Annotated in this window: 16 protein-coding genes; 15 read left to right on the forward strand and 1 reads right to left on the reverse strand. The window is 74.4% G+C overall.

Annotated elements, in window-relative coordinates; translation table 11 throughout:
* Positions 1-159 precede the first annotated feature (159 nt).
* The 8 genes from urtA to atzF all read left to right on the forward strand — a co-directional run bounded on the left by urtA (position 160) and on the right by atzF (position 11,620).
* Positions 160-1,395 (forward strand): urea ABC transporter substrate-binding protein, encoded by a 1,236-nt coding sequence (urtA, locus tag CCE01nite_RS10610; protein ID WP_246056438.1) that lies wholly within the window; start codon positions 160-162, stop codon positions 1,393-1,395.
* A 133-nt stretch (positions 1,396-1,528) separates the two neighbouring features.
* Entirely contained in the window at positions 1,529-2,413 is an 885-nt protein-coding gene (gene urtB, locus CCE01nite_RS10615; protein ID WP_034629190.1) for an urea ABC transporter permease subunit UrtB, read from the forward strand.
* Positions 2,410-3,591 carry an urea ABC transporter permease subunit UrtC gene (gene urtC / locus CCE01nite_RS10620; protein ID WP_084142646.1) on the forward strand — a complete coding sequence of 394 codons (1,182 nt, stop codon included), beginning with the start codon at positions 2,410-2,412 and terminating at the stop codon, positions 3,589-3,591. The genes urtB and urtC overlap by 4 nt, the downstream gene beginning before the upstream one ends.
* Complete coding sequence (gene urtD / locus CCE01nite_RS10625) at positions 3,588-4,409, forward strand: urea ABC transporter ATP-binding protein UrtD (protein WP_084142645.1); 822 nt, start codon at positions 3,588-3,590, stop codon at positions 4,407-4,409. Before urtC ends, urtD begins: the two co-directional genes overlap by 4 nt.
* Positions 4,409-5,104: an urea ABC transporter ATP-binding subunit UrtE gene (urtE, locus tag CCE01nite_RS10630; RefSeq protein ID WP_034629186.1), complete on the forward strand. Its 696-nt coding sequence runs from the start codon at positions 4,409-4,411 to the stop codon at positions 5,102-5,104. Before urtD ends, urtE begins: the two co-directional genes overlap by 1 nt.
* A gap of 88 nt (positions 5,105-5,192) precedes the next feature.
* The gene (locus CCE01nite_RS10635; protein WP_034629180.1) at positions 5,193-5,909 is read left to right on the forward strand and encodes a GntR family transcriptional regulator; all 717 of its coding nucleotides are present in this window, start codon (positions 5,193-5,195) and stop codon (positions 5,907-5,909) included.
* Between the two features lie 219 nt (positions 5,910-6,128).
* On the forward strand, positions 6,129-9,836 hold the full coding sequence (gene uca, locus CCE01nite_RS10640; RefSeq protein WP_034629175.1) for an urea carboxylase: 3,708 nt from the start codon (positions 6,129-6,131) through the stop codon (positions 9,834-9,836).
* Positions 9,833-11,620 (forward strand): allophanate hydrolase, encoded by a 1,788-nt coding sequence (atzF, locus tag CCE01nite_RS10645; RefSeq protein ID WP_034629170.1) that lies wholly within the window; start codon positions 9,833-9,835, stop codon positions 11,618-11,620. The genes uca and atzF overlap by 4 nt, the downstream gene beginning before the upstream one ends.
* A gap of 13 nt (positions 11,621-11,633) precedes the next feature.
* On the opposite strand, the gene CCE01nite_RS10650 is transcribed toward atzF, so the two are convergent.
* Positions 11,634-11,903: a DUF4031 domain-containing protein gene (locus CCE01nite_RS10650; RefSeq protein WP_034629165.1), complete on the reverse strand. Its 270-nt coding sequence runs from the start codon at positions 11,901-11,903 to the stop codon at positions 11,634-11,636.
* 213 nt (positions 11,904-12,116) lie between these two features.
* Between CCE01nite_RS10650 and CCE01nite_RS10655 the strand changes: the two genes are divergently transcribed.
* From CCE01nite_RS10655 to ptsP, 7 genes are all read left to right on the forward strand, one after another.
* A complete protein-coding gene (locus CCE01nite_RS10655) occupies positions 12,117-12,878 on the forward strand; it encodes a DeoR/GlpR family DNA-binding transcription regulator (RefSeq protein ID WP_034629160.1) in 762 nt (253 codons plus the stop codon).
* A 77-nt stretch (positions 12,879-12,955) separates the two neighbouring features.
* Entirely contained in the window at positions 12,956-13,996 is a 1,041-nt protein-coding gene (locus CCE01nite_RS10660; RefSeq protein WP_034629157.1) for a zinc-dependent dehydrogenase, read from the forward strand.
* A gap of 252 nt (positions 13,997-14,248) precedes the next feature.
* Positions 14,249-15,748: a PTS mannitol transporter subunit IIBC gene (locus CCE01nite_RS10665; protein ID WP_084142650.1), complete on the forward strand. Its 1,500-nt coding sequence runs from the start codon at positions 14,249-14,251 to the stop codon at positions 15,746-15,748.
* Positions 15,745-16,182 carry a PTS mannitol transporter subunit IIA gene (locus CCE01nite_RS10670; RefSeq protein WP_034629151.1) on the forward strand — a complete coding sequence of 146 codons (438 nt, stop codon included), beginning with the start codon at positions 15,745-15,747 and terminating at the stop codon, positions 16,180-16,182. Before CCE01nite_RS10665 ends, CCE01nite_RS10670 begins: the two co-directional genes overlap by 4 nt.
* A gap of 85 nt (positions 16,183-16,267) precedes the next feature.
* On the forward strand, positions 16,268-17,218 hold the full coding sequence (gene pfkB / locus CCE01nite_RS10675) for a 1-phosphofructokinase (RefSeq protein WP_034629148.1): 951 nt from the start codon (positions 16,268-16,270) through the stop codon (positions 17,216-17,218).
* Between the two features lie 107 nt (positions 17,219-17,325).
* Positions 17,326-17,601 (forward strand): HPr family phosphocarrier protein, encoded by a 276-nt coding sequence (locus tag CCE01nite_RS10680; RefSeq protein WP_034629146.1) that lies wholly within the window; start codon positions 17,326-17,328, stop codon positions 17,599-17,601.
* Positions 17,598-19,274, forward strand: a complete 1,677-nt coding sequence (gene ptsP, locus CCE01nite_RS10685; protein ID WP_034629144.1) for a phosphoenolpyruvate--protein phosphotransferase — start codon at positions 17,598-17,600, stop codon at positions 19,272-19,274. The genes CCE01nite_RS10680 and ptsP overlap by 4 nt, the downstream gene beginning before the upstream one ends.
* Positions 19,275-19,403 lie beyond the last annotated feature (129 nt).

Consider the following 19,403-nt stretch of genomic DNA (forward strand, 5'->3'; position numbering starts at 1 on the left):
AGCGTCCTCGGTCATGGGCACAGGGATGTATACACAGCGGGACACAGTGCGGTGTCACGCGGTCCTGCGGCCCGGAGCCAGGGGAGCGAACCCCTCCCGCGAACCGCAGCGAAAGGCACCCCGTTGACCACATCACGCACGCGCGCACTCGCTCTCCCCGTGGCGGCACTCGCCGTCGCGCTCGGCCTCACCGGCTGCGGCGGAGCGCGCACCGACGCCGGGTCCTCCGGTGGCAGCACCTCGTCCGGCGACGCGGCCGCCTCGTGCGTCGACACGTCGGGCGACTCCGTGAAGATCGGCTTCCTCAACTCGCTGTCGGGCACCATGGCGATCTCGGAGCAGACCGTCCGCGACGCGCTCGACCTCGCCGCCGAGGAGATCAACGCGGACGGCGGGGTGCTCGGCAAGCAGCTCGAGGTCGTCGGCGAGGACGGCGCCTCGGAGCCGACGGTCTTCGCGGAGAAGGCCGAGAAGCTCGTCTCGTCCGACTGCGTCGCCGCGGTGTTCGGCGGCTGGACCTCGTCGTCGCGCAAGGCGATGCTCCCGGTGTTCGAGAGCAAGGACGCGCTGCTGTTCTACCCGGTGCAGTACGAGGGCCTGGAGGCGTCGCCGAACATCTTCTACACGGGCGCGACGACGAACCAGCAGATCGTCCCGGGCATGGACTACCTCAAGGAGCAGGGCAAGACGAAGGTCTTCCTCGTCGGCTCCGACTACGTGTTCCCGCGGACGGCGAACAAGATCATCAACGCCTACGCCGAGGCGAACGGCATCGAGATCGTCGGCGAGGAGTACGCGCCGCTCGGGCACACCGACTTCTCGACGATCGTCAACAAGCTCAAGGCGTCGGGCGCCGACGCGGTGTTCAACACGCTCAACGGCGACTCCAACGTGGCGTTCTTCAAGGAGTACAAGAACGTCGGCCTCGGGGTCGACACGACCCCGGTCGTCTCGGTCTCGATCGCCGAGGAGGAGGTCGGCGGCATCGGCGTCGAGAACATCGAGGGCCAGCTCACGGCGTGGAACTACTACCAGACGGTCGAGAGCCCCGCGAACACCACGTTCGTGGAGGCGTTCAAGGCCAAGTACGGGGAGGACCGCGTGACGTCCGACCCGATGGAGGCCGCGTACACGTCGCTCTACCTGTGGAAGGGCATGGTCGAGAAGGCCGAGTCGTTCGACGTCGCGGCGGTGCAGGACGCGGCCGACGGCGTCACGTTCGAGGCGCCCGAGGGCACCGTGACCGTGAACGGCGAGAACCACCACATCGCCAAGACGGCGCTCATCGGCAAGATCGGCGCCGACGGCCTCATCTACACCGAGTGGAGCTCGGACGAGGCGATCGAGCCCGACCCGTTCCTCGAGGGCTACGACTGGGCCGAGGGCCTGTCCTGACCTGACCAGCGGGCCGCGCCACCGCCACCGGCGGACGACCGACGCGGCACGACCAGCCCGCCCCGCACGCCGGCCGGCGCTCCCTCGCCCGGAGCGCCGGCCGCCGGCGGGGCCCGCACGGAAGGGGGCCGGGATGGATGCCCTGTTCTCGCAGCTCTTCGCCGGGCTGAGCCTCGGGTCGGTGCTGCTGCTCGCGGCGCTCGGGCTCGCGCTCACGTTCGGTCAGATGGGCGTCATCAACATGGCGCACGGGGAGTTCATGATGGCGGGCGCGTACACCGCGTACGTCGTGCAGAGCCTGATCGCGGACGCCGGGGTCTCGCTGCTCGTCTCGCTCGTCGTCGGCTTCCTCGTCGGCGGGCTGCTCGGGCTCGTGCTCGAGGTCACGCTCGTCTCGCGGATGTACCGGCGGCCGCTCGACACGCTGCTCGTCACGTGGGGCGTCGCGCTCGTGCTCCAGCAGGCGGCGCGCGACATCTTCGGCGCGCCGAACGTCGACGTCCGGGCGCCGGCGTGGCTGTCCGGGGCGGTCGAGCTGTTCGGGCTCGGGGTGCCCCGGACGCGGCTGTTCATCCTGCTGGTCGCGGTCGTGTGCGTGACCGCGCTGGCGCTCGTCCTCAAGCTCACGCCGCTCGGTCGTCGGATCCGCGCGACCGTGCAGAACCGCGACCTCGCGGAGACGTCGGGCATCTCGACGCGCGCGACGGACCGGCTCACGTTCTTCGTCGGCTCCGGGATCGCCGGGGTCGCGGGCGTCGCGCTCACGCTGCTCGGGTCGATCGGCCCGACGCTCGGCACGGCCTACATCGTCGACGCGTTCCTCGTCGTGGTCGCGGGCGGCATCGGGCAGCTCAAGGGGACCGTGATCGCGGCGTTCTCGCTCGGGCTGCTGCAGGCGACGTTCGAGTACTCGACGACCGCGAGCATCGCCAAGGTGCTGCTGTTCGTCGTCATCGTCGCGTTCCTCCAGGTGCGGCCGCAGGGGCTCGTGTCGCTGCGCACGCGGAGCCTCGCGTGAGCCCGGCGGGGACCGCGGAGCGCCGCGGCGGTGCGGTGGGCCGGCTGCTGACCGGCGAGCGCGTCCGCACCCTCGCCGGGTTCGCCGTCGCCGCGGTCGCGCTGTTCGGCGTCGCGCCCGCGCTGCTCTCCGACTTCCGGCTCGGGCTGCTCGCCAAGTTCTGCTGCCTCGCGATGGTCGCGGTCGGCATCGGGCTCGCGTGGGGGCGCGGCGGGATGCTCACGCTGGGCCAGGGCGTCTACTTCGGGCTCGGCGGCTACCTCATGGCCATGCACCTCAAGCTCGCCGACGCCGGGCCGGGCGGGGTGCCCGACTTCATGCTGCTCTACGGCGACGGGACCGTGCCGGGCTGGTGGGAGCCGCTGCGCAGCCCGGTCGTCACGGTCGTCGCGATCGTGCTCGTGCCGGTCGCGCTGGCCTCGGCGCTCGGGTTCGCGGTGTTCACGCGGCGCGTGCGCGGGGCGTACTTCGCGATCCTGTCGCAGGCGCTCGCGGCGGCGTTCGCGATCCTGCTCGTCGGGCAGCAGAAGGTCACCGGCGGGACGAACGGGCTCAACGGGTTCCGGTCGTTCTTCGGGTACGACCTCGCCGACCCGGTGAACAAGGAGATGCTGTACCTCATCGCCGCCGGGACGCTGCTCGCGATGGTCGCGATCGTGCGCCTCCTGATGCGCTCGCGCTTCGGCGAGCTGCTCGTCGCGGTGCGCGACCAGGAGAACCGCGTCCGGTTCCTCGGCTACGACCCCGCGGCCGTCAAGGTCGTCGCGTACGCGGTCGCGGCGGCGTTCGCGGGGATCGGCGGGGCGCTGTTCGTGCCGATCGTCGGGATCATCTCGCCCGCGGACGTCGGCGTCGTGCCGTCCATCGGTTTCCTCGTCGGCGTCGCGATCGGCGGCCGCGCGACGCTGCTCGGGCCCGTGCTCGGGGCGCTCGCCGTCTCGTGGGCGCAGACCTCGCTGTCGGAGCAGTTCCCGTCGTTCTGGACCTACTTCCAGGGCGCGCTGTTCATCGTCGTCGTCGCGTTCCTGCCGGGTGGCCTCGCGTCGCTCGGGGGCGTTCGGCGGCGGTGGCGCGCCGGCCGGGCGGAGCGGGACGACGTGCCCGACGAGGTCCCGGCGCGCGCGGCGCAGGCACCCACCACGCCGTCCGAGACCGTCACGTCCGGGAGCACCCCATGACCGACATCCCCCAGCCGGAGCAGGTGCTCGACCCCGACGCGCTCGAGCAGGTGCTCGCGGGGCCCGGCGACCGGTTCCGGCACGACTACCTCGAGGTCCGGGGCCTGCGCGTCGAGTTCGACGGCTTCGTGGCCGTCGACGGGGTCGACCTCACGGTCACCCAGGGCGACCTGCGGTTCCTCATCGGGCCGAACGGCGCCGGCAAGACCACGATCGTCGACGCGATCACCGGCCTCGCCCGCGCGAGCGGCTCGGTCCGGTTCGGCGGCGTCGAGCTGCTCGGCAAGGCGTCGCACCGCGTCGCCCGGGCCGGCGTCGGGCGCACCTTCCAGACCGCGAGCGTCTTCGACGAGCTCAGCGTCCTGCAGAACCTCGACATCGCCGCAGGGTCCCGGCGGAAGGCCCGCACGCTCCTGCGGCGCCGGTCGGCGGTCCCCGAGGTCGTCGAGCAGGCGCTCGAGACGGTCGGGCTCACCGCGCTGCGGGACGCGCCCGCGGGCGTGCTCGCGCACGGGCAGAAGCAGTGGCTCGAGATCGGGATGCTCCTGGTGCAGGACTCGCGGCTGCTCCTGCTCGACGAGCCCGTCGCGGGGATGAGCCACGCCGAGCGTGAGCAGACCGGCCTGCTGCTGCAGCGGATCGGCGCGCAGCGGACGGTCGTCGTCGTCGAGCACGACATGGAGTTCCTGCGCTCGTTCGCGTCGTCGGTCACGGTGCTGCACCAGGGCCGCGTGCTGAGCGAGGGGACGGTCGCGCAGGTCCAGGCGGACCCGCGCGTCGTCGAGGTGTACCTGGGCAGCGGACGGAAGGAGCGGTGATGCTCGAGCTCGAGGGGGTGCACGTCGGGTACGGGCGCACGTCCGTCGTCCACGGCGTCGACGTGCGGGTGCCGGACGGCGGGATCGCCGCCGTGATGGGCCACAACGGCGCGGGCAAGACGACGCTGCTGCGCGCGGCCGTCGGCCTGCTCCCCGTCCGGGCGGGGACGGTCCGGCTCGCGGGCGAGGACGTCACGCGGCTGCGCCCGCACGAGCGGGTCCGGCGCGGGCTCGCGTACGTGCCGCAGGGGCAGCAGTCGTTCGGGCAGCTCACCGCGCGGGAGAACCTCCAGCTCGTCGCCGACGGCCAGGGCGCCGCAGGCGGCCGGCGCACCGACGAGGCGCTCGACCTGTTCCCGGCGCTGCGCGGCCTGCTCGGGCGGCGCGCGGGGCTGCTCTCGGGCGGTCAGCGCCAGCAGCTCGCGATCGCCCGGGCCCTCATCACCGGCCCGAGGGTGCTCGTGCTCGACGAGCCGACCGAGGGCATCCAGCCGTCGGTCGTCGCCGAGATCGAGGACGCGGTCCTCGCGCTCACCGCGGCGGGCGGGCTCGCGGTCCTGCTCGTCGAGCAGCACGTCGGGTTCGCCCTCGGGGCGGCGTCGCACTTCGCGGTGCTCGAGTCCGGACGGGTCGTGGCGTCCGGCGAGGGCGGCATCGAGCAGGAGGCGCAGGTCCGTGCCGCGATGGCGCTCTGACACCGGGCGCGCGGGCGAGCGCCGGAAGCGGCCCGACGCCGAGGGGGGCGCCCGGGACGCCCCGCCGGGAGGGATACGCTCCGTGGGTATGAGCGCTGACGTGGACCCGGGCACCGCGACGGTGTCGGCGGGCGCGTCGCGGTCGCTGCGGGACGTGGTCTACGAGCGCCTGCGCGACGACATCCTCAACGGCCGCGTCTCCCCGCGCGAGCGCCTCACCGAGCCCAAGCTCGGCAAGGCGTTCGAGGTCTCGCGCACCCCGGTCCGCGAGGCGCTGTCCCGGCTGCTGTCTGACGGGCTCGTCGAGCGCACCGACTACGGCTACGCGGTCGTCGTGCCGAGCCTCGAGGACCTGCGCAACCTCTACGAGCTGCGCGTCACGCTCGAGCTGCGCGGCATCGCCCGGGCGATCGAGAACCCGGGCGTGCGCCACGACGAGGACCAGGTCCGCGCCGAGCTGGCCCGCTGGCAGGAGCTGCGCGACACCCCGCCCGAGCCCGACCCGGCGTTCGTGCTGCTCGACGAAGGCTTCCACCTGGCGCTGTCCCGCTCGTCGGGCAACGCCCAGCTGACCGACGCGCTCGTGACCGTCAACCAGAAGATCCGCGCGGTCCGCATGCACGACTTCGTCGAGACCGGGCGCATCGTCACGACGATCGACGAGCACATCGAGATCCTCGACCTCGTGCTGGCACGGGACCTCGCGGCGGCGCTGACCGCGCTGCACAAGCACGTGGGGGAGTCGCTCGAGGTCGTCATGGAGCGCGCGACGAGCGCGATGACGCGGATGGCGCTCGCGGGCTGACGGCCCCGCCGGGGCGCGCGCAGGGCGCTCGCGTAACTCAGCGTTTACGCCCGCACCCGCTGCGGGAAACACCGCCTCCCTACGGTTCGAGAGCGGATACGGACGTGTATACACCTCCGCATCCGGCGGTGGAGCGCCACGACGACCCGGGCCGGACGGCTCGGGACCCGGACCCGGCGGCCCACCGCCCGACCGCCCCTCACGCCCGTGGGAGCCCCCGTGTTCGAGACGCTGCTCGTCGCCAACCGAGGCGAGATCGCCTGCCGCATCCTGCGCACGGCGAAGGGACTCGGCCTCAAGACGGTCGCGGTGTACTCCGACGCCGACGCCGCGGCCCCCCACGTCCGCATGGCCGACGTCGCGGTGCGCCTCGGGCCCGCCCCCGCGGCCGAGAGCTACCTGCGCTCCGAGCTCGTGCTCGACGCCGCGCTGACCACCGGCGCCGGCGCGATCCACCCCGGCTACGGGTTCCTGTCCGAGAACGAGGTCTTCGCCGCCGAGGTCGAGGCCGCCGGGCTCGCGTTCGTCGGCCCGACCCCGGCGCACCTGCACGTGTTCGGCGACAAGCACCGGGCGCGCGTCGCGGCCGAGGCGGCCGGGGTGCCGCTCGTGCCGGGCAGCGGGCTGCTCGGGTCCCTGCCGGACGCGCTCGCCGCGGCCGACGCCGTCGGGTACCCCGTGATGCTCAAGGCCGTGGGCGGTGGCGGGGGCATCGGGATGCAGGCATGCGCGGACGCGACCGGGCTCGCGGGCGCCTACGAGAAGGTGCAGCGCATCGCCGCGGCCAACTTCGGCAGCGCCGGGGTCTTCCTCGAACGGTTCGTCGCGCGGGCCCGGCACCTTGAGGTCCAGGTCTTCGGCGACGGGGACGGGCGCGTCGTGAGCCTCGGCGACCGCGACTGCTCGCTCCAGCGCCGGCACCAGAAGGTGCTCGAGGAGGCCCCGGCGCCGAACCTGCCCGACGACGTGCGGATGCGCATGCAGTCCTCGGCGCGGGCGCTCACCGCGTCGGTCGGGTACCGCTCGGCCGGCACGGTCGAGTACGTGTACGACGTCGACCGGGGCGACGTCTCGTTCCTCGAGGTCAACACGCGCCTCCAGGTCGAGCACCCCGTGACCGAGGAGGTCACCGGCGTCGACCTCGTGGCCTGGATGCTGCGGCTCGCGCAGGGCGACGCCGACTTCCGCGACGAGCTCGCGGCGCTGCCGGAGACCGGCCCGGAGCTGCGCGGGCACGCCGTCGAGGCCCGGGTGTACGCCGAGGACCCGCGGCACGACTACCGGCCCAGCGCCGGGTTGCTCACCGACGTCCGGTACCCCGCGGGCGTGCGCGTCGACGCGTGGGCCGAGACCGGGCAGGAGGTCACGACCCACTACGACCCGATGCTCGCCAAGGTGATCGTGCACGGCGCGGACCGGGACGCCGCGCTCGTGGCCGCCGCCGACGCGCTCGCCGGGACCCGCGTGACGGGCGTGCAGACGAACCTGCCGCTGCTGCGGGCCGCCGTCGCCGTCCCCGAGGTCGTCGCGGCGACGCACACCACCGCGACGCTCGCGGGTGTCACCGACGACGAGCCGCACGTCGAGGTCCTGCGCGGCGGGGTCATGACGACGGTGCAGGACTGGCCCGGGCGGCTCGGGCACTGGGACGTCGGCATCTCCCCGTCGGGCCCCATGGACGACCTGTCGTTCCGGCTCGGCAACCGCGCGCTCGGCAACCCCGAGGGCGCGCCGGGGCTCGAGTGCACGCTGACCGGCCCGCGCCTGCGGTTCAGCCACGAGGCGGTCGTGTGCGTGACGGGCGCGCCCGCGCCGGTGACGGTCGACGGCGAGCCCGTCCCGCAGTGGGAGCCCGTGACCGTCCCCGCGGGCGCGGTGCTCGACGTCGGCGCGCCGCACGGCGCGGGCCTGCGGACGTACGTGCTGCTGCGCGGCGGGCTCGACGTGCCGCTGTACCTCGGCTCGGCGTCGACGTTCTCGCTCGGCGGCTTCGGCGGGTACACCGGCCGCGCGCTCGTCGTCGGCGACGTCCTGGTCCCCGCGGCCGTGGCCGACGACGCGCCGGCCGCGGTGGCCGTCGCCGCGGAGCTGCGGCCCGAGCTCGTGCACGAGTGGCACGTCGCGGTGCAGGAGGGCCCGCAGCCCGCGCCGTCGTACTTCACGCCCGAGGACATGGCGATGCTCTACGCCGCGACGTGGCAGGTGCAGACGCACGCGAACCGCACCGGCATCCGGCTCACCGGCCCGAAGCCGCAGTGGGCGCGGCCCGACGGCGGCGAGGCCGGCCTGCACCCGTCGAACCTGCACGACAACCCGTACTCGGTCGGCGCGCTGAACGTCAGCGGCGACACCCCGATCCTGCTCGGGCCCGACGGCCCGAGCCTCGGCGGCTTCGCGTGCCCGGTCACCGTGGTCGCCGGGCACCGCTGGAAGATGGGCCAGATCCGGCCCGGCGACACCGTGCGGCTCGTCCCGGTGCCCGAGGGGACCGCGGACGCGCTGCGGAGGTCCGACGCGCTGCGCGGGCTCGACCGCATCGGCGCGGAGGCGGGCGCAGCGCCCGACGGGCCGGGAACCGCGGCCGCCGGCGCCGCGCTCGCGACCGGGCCCGACGGCGACGACGGCGTGCTGCACCGGATCGCCGGCGACCCGGCCGACCCGCTCGGCCGCCCGGAGGTCGTCTACCTGCGCGGCGCGGACGACAACGTGCTCGTCGAGTACGGCCCGATGACGCTCGACCTCGGGCTGCGGCTGCGCGTGCACGCGCTGGGCGAGGCGCTCCGGGCGCGCACCGACGCCGGGCTCGCCGGGGTCGTCGACATCACGCCCGGCGTGCGGAGCCTGCACGTGCACGTCGACCCGGACGTGCTCGGCGTGCGCGCGCTCGTCGCGGTGCTCGCGGAGCTCGAGGCGACGCTGCCGCCCACGGCGGACCTCGTCGTGCCCAGCCGGCGCATCCACCTGCCGATGTCGTTCGACGACCCGGTCATCGCCGAGGCCACGTCCCGGTACGCCGCCGGGGTGCGGGCGGAGGCGCCGTGGCTGCCGTCGAACATCGAGTTCGTCCGCCGCGTCAACGGCCTGCGCTCGGCCGACGACGTGCACCGGACCATGTTCGACGCGGAGTACCTCGTGCTGGGCCTCGGGGACGTCTACCTCGGGGCGCCGCTCGCGGTGCCGCTCGACCCGCGCCACCGGCTCATGACCACGAAGTACAACCCGGCGCGCACGTGGACCGCGGCGGACACCGTCGGGCTCGGCGGCACGTACCTGTGCGTCTACGGCATGGACTCCCCGGGCGGCTACCAGCTCGTCGGGCGCACGGTGCCCATCTGGTCGGGGCACCGCCAGCGCGGGGTCTTCGAGCCGGGCACGCCGTGGCTGCTGCGGTTCTTCGACCGCATCGTGTGGCACCCGGTCGGCCCCGAGGAGCTGCTCGAGCAGCGCGCCGCGTTCGCCGCCGGGCGGCTCGACGTCGAGGTCGAGCACGGCACGTTCTCCTACGCCGAGCACCTCGCGATGCTCGCGGCCGAGCACGACTCGATCGCCGAGTTCCAGGCCCGGCAGGCGGAGGCGTTCGCCGCCGAGCGCGCCGCGTGGGAGGCCGCGGGGGAGTTCGCGGTCGAGGAGCCCGCGGACGAGGCCGGGGGGGCGCACGCGCCGGGCGGGGCGGCGGGCGGCCCGGCGTTCGCGGTGCCCGACGGCTGCGTCCTCGTCGAGGCGCCCATGGTCGGGAGCGTGTGGCGCGTCGAGGTGCGCGCGGGCGAGCAGGTGCACGCCGGCGACCCGCTCGTCGCGCTCGAGGCCATGAAGCTCGAGCTCGCGGTCGACGCGCCGGTCACGGGACGCGTCCGGCAGGTGCTCGTCGAACCGGGGCAGCACGTCGCCCCCGGTGCGCCGCTCGTCGTGGTGGAGGTGGGGGCGTGAGCGCCGTCGAGCGGGTCCGTGCGGCGTACCGGCGGATCGACGAGGTCGACCGCCCTGAGGTGTGGATCGCCCTGCGGCCCGAGGCGGAGGCGCTCGCCGCGGCGGCCGAGGTCGACGCCCGCGTCCGCGCCGGGGAGGACCTGCCGCTCGCCGGGACGACGCTCGCGGTCAAGGACAACGTCGACGTCGCGGGCCTCCCGACGACCGCGGGGTGCCCGTCGTACGGCGTCGCGCCCGCGACCCGGACCGCCCCCGCCGTCCAGCGGCTCGTCGACGCCGGGGCCGTCGTGCTCGGCAAGACCAACCTCGACCAGTTCGCGACCGGCCTCGTCGGCACCCGCTCGCCGTACGGCGCCGTGCGGCACGCGACGCTGCCCGAGCGGGTCTCGGGCGGGTCGAGCTCGGGGTCGGCCGTCGCCGTCGCGCTGGGCGTCGCGGACGTCGCGATCGGCACCGACACCGCCGGCTCGGGCCGGGTCCCGGCGGCGTTCCACGGCATCGTCGGGATCAAGACGACGCTCGGCCTCGTCCCGACCGCGGGCGTCGTCCCCGCGTGCCGGTCCTACGACGTGGTCACGACGTTCACGCGCGACCTCGGCCTGGGTGCGCTCGCGACGCGCCTCATGGTCGGCCCCGACGCCGCCGACCCCACCGGACGGGTGTGGCCCGCCGACGTGCGCCTCGGGCTGCGGCCGGACCCGGTCGTGGCCGTCCCCCGCCCGGCCGACCTGACCCCGCTGTCCGCCGGGTGGCGGGCCGCGTTCGCGGAGGCGGTCGACGCCGTCCGGCGCACCGGGGCGCGCGTCGTCGAGGTCGACGTGTCCCCGATGCTCGAGGCCGCCCGGCTGCTGTACGACGGCGCGATCGTCGCCGAGCGGTACGCCGCCGTGGGGGAGTTCCTCGAGCGCGCGCACGCGGCGGGCGACCCGGGCGTCGACCCCGTGGTGGCCCGCATCGTGCTCGGCGGACGCGAGGTGCTCGCCGCCGCGTACGTGCACGACCGGGAGGCCCTCGACCGCGCCCGCGCGGACGCGCTCGCGACCCTCGCGGGCTCCGACCTCCTGCTGCTGCCCACGACGACCGAGCACCCGACGATCGCCGCGGTGCAGGCCGACCCCGTCGGGATCAACCGGCGCCTCGGGACGTACACGAACTTCGTCAACCTGCTCGACCTCGCGGCCGTGGCGGTGCCCGCGGGCGAGGCCGACGGCGGGCCGTTCGGGGTCACGGTGCTGGCCCGCGCGTTCGACGACCAGCTCGCGCTCGACCTCGCGGCGCGGGTGCTCGACGCGCAGGCGGACTCAGGCCCCGGGGTGTCGGTGGCGGTCGGGTCCCCGGGTCGAGCCGGCGACGGGCTGGTCGTGGACACCGGCGTCGAGGTCGCCGTGTTCGGCGCGCACCTGCGCGGGCAGCCGCTCAACGGCCAGCTCCACGAGCTCGGCGCGCGGTTCGTCCGGGGGGTCGCGACGTCCGACGCCTACCGCCTCGCCGCCCTCGACACCGTCCCGCCGAAGCCCGGGCTCGTCCGCGCGGGTCCGGGGGAGGGCGCGTCGATCGCCGGGGAGGCGTGGCTCGTGTCGTTCGCGGGCCTCGGGCGCCTGCTCGCGACGCTGCCCGCGCCGATGCTCCTCGGGCCGGTCGAGCTCGACGACGGCACGTGGGTCGTCGGCTTCGGCTGCGCGCTCGACGCCGCGTCGGCCGGGCAGGACATCACCGAGCACGTGAGCTGGCCGGCCTACCTCGCGAGCCGGACCCCGGTCGGGAGCGCCGCGCCGACGCCGTGACGCCCGCCGCGGGTCAGCCGCGGCGCTCGCGTGCGGTGACGCGCAGGCCGGACGCGCGCAGCCGCCGGACGAGCTCCTGCGGCCCCACGGGCTCGGCGCCGAGCGCGACGAGCTCGTCGTAGCGCTCGTCGGGGATGTCGTAGTGGTCGCGGTCGAACCCGCGGCGCGGGATGCCGGCGCGCTCGGCGAACGCGTGCAGCTCCTCGAGCGACGTGTCGCTCACGAGGTGGCCCCAGAGGCGGCCGTGCTGCGGCCACATGGGCGGGTCGACGAGCACGGTCACGCCCCGAGCCTACGTCCGCGCCGCGGACGGCGTTCGTGGGTCCTTCGTCCCGCCCGCACGGTCCGCATAGGCGTGAAACCACACATCCGGACATGTCCAAGCCCAAACGGAGCCTTCGGAATGTTGACTTCAGGCTGAAACGGAACTAGACAAGCCCTTACACAGATGGATCCGGCGGAAACGGACCATCCCACAGCGCGGTGAGGGGCACTCGTGTACGCGACGGAGCGTCAGCAGGAGATCCTGGCCTGGGCACGCCGTGACGGCCGCGCGGAGGTCAAGGACCTCGCCGACGCGCTGGACGTCACGCCGGAGACGGTGCGCCGCGACCTGACCGCGCTCGAGCGCCGGGGCCTGCTGCGCCGGGTGCACGGCGGCGCGATCCCCGTCGAGCGCCTCGGCATCGAGCCCGCCGTCGCCGACCGCGAGGCCCGCATGGCCGGCCAGAAGGAGCGGATCGCCAAGGCCGCGCTCGACGAGCTGCCCGACGGCGGCTCGATCATCCTCGACGCCGGCACCACGACCATCCGCCTCGCCGAGATGCTGCCCACCGAGCGCGAGCTGACCGTCGTCACGCACAGCCTGCCCGTCGCGATGCTCCTCGCCACGCGCCCCAACATCACGCTGCACCTGCTGGGCGGGACCGTCCGCGGACGCACCCTCGCCGCCGTCGGCCCGTGGGCCGAGAGCGCCATGGCCGACGTCTACGCCGACGTCGCGTTCCTCGGCACCAACGGCATCACGACCGAGCGCGGGCTCACGACCCCGGACCTCGTCGAGGCCCGCGTCAAGCGCGCGCTCGTGGCCGCCGCGCGCCGCACCGTCGTCCTCACGGACCACACGAAGTTCGGCCGCGTCGACTTCGCCCAGGTCGCACCGCTCTCTGCGGTCGACACCCTCATCACCGACTCCCAGCTCGAGCCCGACCTCGCCGAGGAGATCGAGGCCGCCGGCCCGCGGGTGGTGCGCGCATGAGCGCCGCCACCGGTCCGGCGGCGCCCCCGGCGACCGACCCCACCCCGACGTCCCCCGACGTCACACGAAGGAGAACGATGAACGTCTTCCGCTTCTACGCCCCCGGCGACGTCCGCCTCGAGGACGCCCCGGAGCCCCAGGTCGGGCCCGGCGAGGTCAAGCTCCGTGTGCGCGCCTGCTCGATGTGCGGCACCGACGTCAAGATCTCGACCGCCGGCCACCAGCGGATCGTGCCCCCGCGCATCATGGGCCACGAGATCGCGGGCGAGGTCGTCGAGGTCGGCGAGGGCGTCGACGGCTGGGTCCCGGGCGACCGCGTCCAGGTCATCGCCGCGATCCCGTGCGGCACCTGCGACTTCTGCACCGCGGGCGCCATGACGATCTGCCCGAACCAGGTCTCGATGGGCTACGACTTCGAGGGCGGCTTCGCGCCGTACACGATCGTCCCCAAGGAGGTCCTCGCGGTCGACGGCCTCAACCGGATCCCCGAGAACGTCTCGTTCGCCGAGGCCAGCGTCGCCGAGCCGTTCGCCTGCGCGATCAACGCCCAGGAGATCGTCGACGTGCACGAGGGCGACGACGTCGTCGTCGTCGGCTCCGGCCCGATCGGCTGCCTGCACGTGCGCCTCGCCCGGGCCCGCGGCGCCAAGCGCGTCGTCCTCGTCGAGCTGAGCCGGTCGCGCCTCGACCTCGCCTCGGCCGTCGTGAACCCCGACCTGGCCGTGTGCTCGGCGGAGGAGGACCCGATCGAGGCCGTCAAGGCGTTCTTCGACGGCAAGGGCGCGACGGTCGTCATCACCGCCGCCGCGTCGGGCGCCGCACAGGAGCAGGGGCTGCTCATGCTCGCGCCGCAGGGCCGCATCAGCTTCTTCGGCGGGCTGCCCAAGGACAAGCCGACGATCACGCTCGACTCGAACCTCGTGCACTACAAGGAGCTCACGATCGTGGGCGCCAACGGCTCCAGCCCGGCGCACAACCGCCAGGCGCTCGCCTACATCGCCGACGGCAGCGTGCCCGTCGCCGACCTCATCACCCACCGCCTGCCGCTCGACCAGATCGTCGAGGGCATCGAGATCGTGCGGTCCGGCGCGGGGATCAAGGTCACGGTCGAGCCGTGACGCACGACGCCGGCCACCACCCACCGGCCGGCGGCTGACGAGGACCCGGCCCGCCACCCGGCGGGCCGGTCGCAGGGGCGAAGAACCAGGTCAACGACGATCAGCGCCACCCGGGCACCGACGCCCGGACGCGCACCACCACGATGGGAGTGTGAGCCCGTGTCCGCTACGACGGCACCGGCCGCCGGCACCGCCACCCGGGGCAAGGCCATCCAGGTCAAGCTCCAGAAGTTCGGCGCCTTCGCCAGCAGCATGATCATGCCCAACCTCCCGGCCTTCCTGGCCTGGGGCTTCATCACCAGCCTGTTCATCGCCGTGGGCTGGTGGCCCAACGAGATCCTCGGTGGCTACGGCAATGCCGACACCGGCAGCTGGCAGGGCGCGGCGACGCAGCTCGTCGAGGCCGAGGACGGCACGACGTTCCGCCAGTACCTGGGCCTCGTCGGCCCGATGATCACCTACCTGCTGCCGCTCCTCATCGCGAACGCCGGCGGGCGCGTCGTCTACGGCGAGCGCGGTGCCGTGGTCGGCTCGATCGTCGCCGTCGGCATGATCACCGGCAGCACCATCCCGATGTTCCTCGGCGCGATGATCGTCGGCCCGCTCTCGGCCTGGGTCATGAAGAAGATCGACGCCCTCTGGGAGGGCAAGATCAAGGCGGGCTTCGAGATGCTCGTCAGCATGTTCTCTGCGGGCATCGCGGCCGCGGCGATGGCCGTGCTGGCGTTCTTCGGCTTCGCGCCGATCATCACCAACGTCTCGACCTGGCTCGGGGAGCAGGTCGGCTGGCTCGCGGACCGCGGCCTCCTGCCGGTCATGAGCATCATCGTCGAGCCCGCCAAGGTGCTGTTCCTCAACAACGCGATCGGCAACGGCGCACTCGTCCCGCTCGGCGCGCAGCAGGTCGTGGAGAGCGGCAAGTCGCTGCTCTTCCTCGTCGAGGCCAACCCCGGCCCGGGCCTGGGCATCCTCTTGGCGTACACGTTCTTCGGCATCGGTGCCGCCAGGAGCAGCGCCCCCGGCGCCGCGCTCATCCAGTTCTTCGGCGGCATCCACGAGGTGTACTTCCCGTTCGTCCTCATGAAGCCGGCGCTCATCATCGCGGCCATCGCGGGCGGGGCCACCGGCGTCGCGACCAACGCGGCGTTCGGCAGCGGCCTCACGGCCCCCGCTGCACCGGGGTCGATCATCGCGGTGTTCGCCAACACCTCGCGTGACTCCTACCTCGGGGTCACGGCCTCCGTCCTCTTCTCGTTCGCCGTGACGTTCGTGATCGCGGCGGTCATCCTGCGCGCCTCGCGGGCACGTGACCTCGCGAAGGGCGACGACGCGGACCGGCTCGCGGCGGCCATCGCGCAGACCGAGGCCAACAAGGGCAAGTCGAGCTCGGCGCTCGGCGCGCTCGCCGGTTCCACCGGCGCGACGTCGGCCACCGCGGCCGACCCCGCTCGGACCGTCCACTCCATCGTGTTCGCGTGCGACGCGGGCATGGGCTCCTCGGCGATGGGCGCGAGCATCCTGCGCGACAAGCTCAAGAAGGCCGGCCGCACCGACATCACCGTGGTCAACCGCGCGGTCGCCAAGCTCGACGACTCCGCCGACCTCGTGATCACGCACCGCGAGCTCACCGACCGGGCCCGGGGTCACGCTCCGACGGCGCGGCACGTCTCGGTCGAGAACTTCCTCTCGAGCCCCGTGTACGACGACATCGTGCGCGAGCTCGCCGTCGACAGCGAGGGGGCGAAGGCATGACGGAGATCCTCGCGCCCGGGGACGTCGTCCTCGCGGCGTCCGCGGCCACCAAGACCGACGCCGTCCGGGAGGCGGGCGCGGTCCTGGTCCGGGCCGGCGCCGTCGAGCCGGCGTACGTCGACGCGATGCTCGAGCGCGAGCGGTCGATGTCCACGTACATGGGCAACTTCCTCGCCATCCCGCACGGCACCGAGGAGGCGAAGGGCGCCATCACGCGCTCGGCGCTGTGCCTCGTGCGCTACGACGAGCCGGTCGACTGGGACGGCGAACCCGTCCGCGTCGTCGTCGGCATCGCCGGGGTGGGGGACGAGCACCTGGAGATCCTGTCGAAGATCGCCCTGGTCTTCGCCGACATGGAGCAGGTGCAGCGCGTGCTCGACGCGCCGACGGCCGCCGAGCTGTACGCCGTCCTCCAGCAGGTGAACGAGGAGTGAGGACGCGGCCCTCGGTGGTGCGCACAACACCACCGAGGGCCGTCGCCCCGACCCGCCGAACGCCGACAGCAGCCAGGAGACACCGATGATCGTCACGGTCACCCCCAACCCCAGCGTCGACCGTGCGCTGGACCTCGACCAGCTCGCGGTGGGTGAGGTCAACCGGGCGCACGACACCCACGTGCACGCGGGCGGCAAGGGCATCAACGTGTCCCGGGCGCTCGTCGCCCACGGGTACCCGACCCGGGCCGTCCTGCCCGCCGGCGGTCCCGACGGTGAGCTCCTGGTCCGGCTGCTCGAGGAGCAGGGTGTCCCCGCGCACGCCGTGCCGGTGACCGGGGAGACGCGCTCGAACATCACGCTCGTCGAGCGGACGGGCGTCACGACCAAGGTCAACGCCCCCGGCCCGGCGCTCGGGCCCGACGACGTCACGGCGCTGCTCGACGCGGTCGAGGCCGAGGTCGCCGCGGGCGCGCGGCTCGTGGTCGGTGCCGGGAGCCTCCCCGCCGGGGCCGGGGCCGACTTCTTCGTGCGGCTCTCGGCGCTCGCGGGTCGGCACGGGGTGCCGTGCGCGCTCGACACCTCGGGCGAGCCGCTCGTCGCGGCGGTCGACGCCGGCGGGCTCGACGTGGTCAAGCCCAACGACGAGGAGCTCGGCGCCCTCGTCGGCCGCGACATGGTCGTCGTCGGCGACGTGGTCGACGCCGCCCGGTCCGTCGTGGACCGCGGCACGCGGCAGGTGCTCGTGAGCCTCGGGGCGCACGGGGCGCTGCTCGTCGACGCGACGTCCGTGTGGTGGGCCGGCGGCCCGCCGCTCGTGCCCGCGTCCACGGTGGGCGCCGGCGACGCGACCCTCGCGGGCTTCCTCTCCGCGGTCGACGAGGAGCCGCAGGTCCGGCTCGCGACCGCCGTCGCCTGGGGACGCGCCGCCGTCCTGCTCCCCGGCACCGCCGTGCCGACCCCGGCTGACGTGCGCCTCGACGAGGTGCGCGTCGTCGAGTCGCCCCCGCCGAACGTCGCGCTCAAGGAGCTGTGACCGACCCGCACCGGTTCGCCGCACTCGTTCGCCGCACCCGTTCGCCGCACCCGTTCGCCGCACCCGTTCGCCGCACCGTTGCGGCGTCACCCGGAAGGAACTCCCTGATGTCCCAGCGCACCGTCACCATCGGATCGAAGGTCGGCCTGCATGCCCGGCCCGCGAAGCTCTTCACGGCCGCCGCTGCCGCGACCGGCACCAAGGTGCTCATCGCCAAGAACGGCGGCACGCCCGTCGACGCGTCGAGCATCCTGCGCGTCATGACGCTCGGCGCGAAGTTCGGCGAGGAGGTCACGCTGACCGCCGAGGGCGACGGCGCCGACGCGGCGCTCGACCAGCTCGCGGCGATGCTCGCGTCCGACCTGGACGCGGTGGCGGAGTGACCACGCTGCGGGGGGCCGGCGTCGGGCGCGGCGCGGTGGTCGGCCCGGTCGCGCGCGCCCACCCCGCGCCGACGGTCGACGCGTCGGCACCGGCCGAGGAGGACCGCGCGGCCGCCACGGCGTCCGTCGTCGCGGCGTTCGCGTCCGTCGCCGACACGCTCGAGGCCCGCGCGGAGCGGTCGAGCGGAACCGTCGCGAACGTCCTCACGGCGACCGCCGCGATGGCCCGCGACACCGAGCTGACCGACCAGGTCGCTGTGCGGATCGACGCCGGGCAGTCCGCGCCGTTCGCCGTGGACCGGGCCGTCGCCGAGTTCGTCGACCTGTTCACGCAGGCCGGCGGCTACCTCGCCGAGCGCGTCACGGACCTGCTCAGCGTGCGCGACCGCGTCCTCGCGCTGCTCACCGGCCAGCCCGAGCCCGGCGTCCCGGCACTCACCGAGCCCGCGGTCGTCGTCGCCGACGACCTCTCGCCCGCCGACACCGCGGCCCTCGAGCTCGACAAGGTGCTCGCCATCGTCATCGAGCGCGGCGGCCCGACGGGTCACACCGCGATCATCGCCGGGCAGCTCGGCATCCCGTGCGTCGTGCGCGTCGTCGGCGCCTCCACGCTGACCGACGGCACCGTCGTCGCGGTCGACGCGGCGGCCGGCACGATCGTCGTCGACCCCGACGACGACGTCCGCGCCCGCGTCGAGGTGCGCCGGCGCGGCCTGGCGACGCTCGCCGAGACCACCGACGCGGGCAGCACGTCCGACGGGCACGGCGTCGCGCTGCTCGCCAACATCGGCACCGCCGAGGACGCCGAGCGGCTCACCGGAGCGGCCGTCGAGGGCGTCGGCCTGTTCCGCACCGAGGTCCTCTACCTCGGTCGGACCACCGCGCCTACCGAGGACGAGCAGGCCGAGCAGTACGCCCGCGCGCTCACCGGCCTCGAGGGCCGCAAGGTCGTCATCCGCACGCTCGACGCCGGCGCCGACAAGCCGCTCGCGTTCGTCACCCGCGACGGCGAGGAGAACCCGGCGCTCGGCGTCCGCGGCTTCCGGCTCGTCCGGGCCGACGAGGGCCTGCTGCGCACCCAGCTGCGGGCCATCGCCCGTGCGGCCGAGGCCACCGGCGGCGAGCCGTGGGTCATGGCGCCCATGGTCGCGACCGTCGAGGAGGCCGCGCAGTTCGCGGCCCTCGCCCGGGACGCGGGCGTGCGCACCGTCGGCGTCATGGTCGAGGTCCCGTCCGCCGCGCTGCGGGCCGCCGACCTGCTCGCGGAGGTCGACTTCATCTCGATCGGCACCAACGACCTCGCGCAGTACACGATGGCGACCGACCGCCTGCTCGGTGAGCTCGTCGACCTCCTCGACCCGTGGCAGCCCGCCGTGCTCGACCTCGTGGCGACCGCCGCCGCAGCCGGCACCGCCGCCGGCAAGCCCGTGGGCGTCTGCGGGGAGTCGGCGGCCGACCCCCTCATGGCGCTCGTCCTCACCGGCATGGGCGTCACGAGCCTGTCGATGTCGCCCGCCGCCGTGCCCGGCGTCCGGTTCGCCCTCAGCCGGCACTCGCTCGACGCCTGCCGGGGGCTCGCCAAGGTGGCACGGGCCGCGCGCACGGCCGCCGACGCGCGCGCCGCATGCCTCGCGGAGGTCGACGCGGAGGTGCGAGAGATCCTGGCGCTCTGACGCCGGCAGGCCTGGGGCACGACGTGTGACCGGGCGCGCGCGACGCAGGACGGGCGACGCAGCACGCACGACGCACGACGCTCGACCAACGACGCGGTCGCCGGACTCAACCCGGGGGCCGCGTCGTTT

It is taken from the genome of Cellulomonas cellasea (assembly GCF_006538745.1).
Lineage (GTDB): Bacteria > Actinomycetota > Actinomycetes > Actinomycetales > Cellulomonadaceae > Cellulomonas_A > Cellulomonas_A cellasea.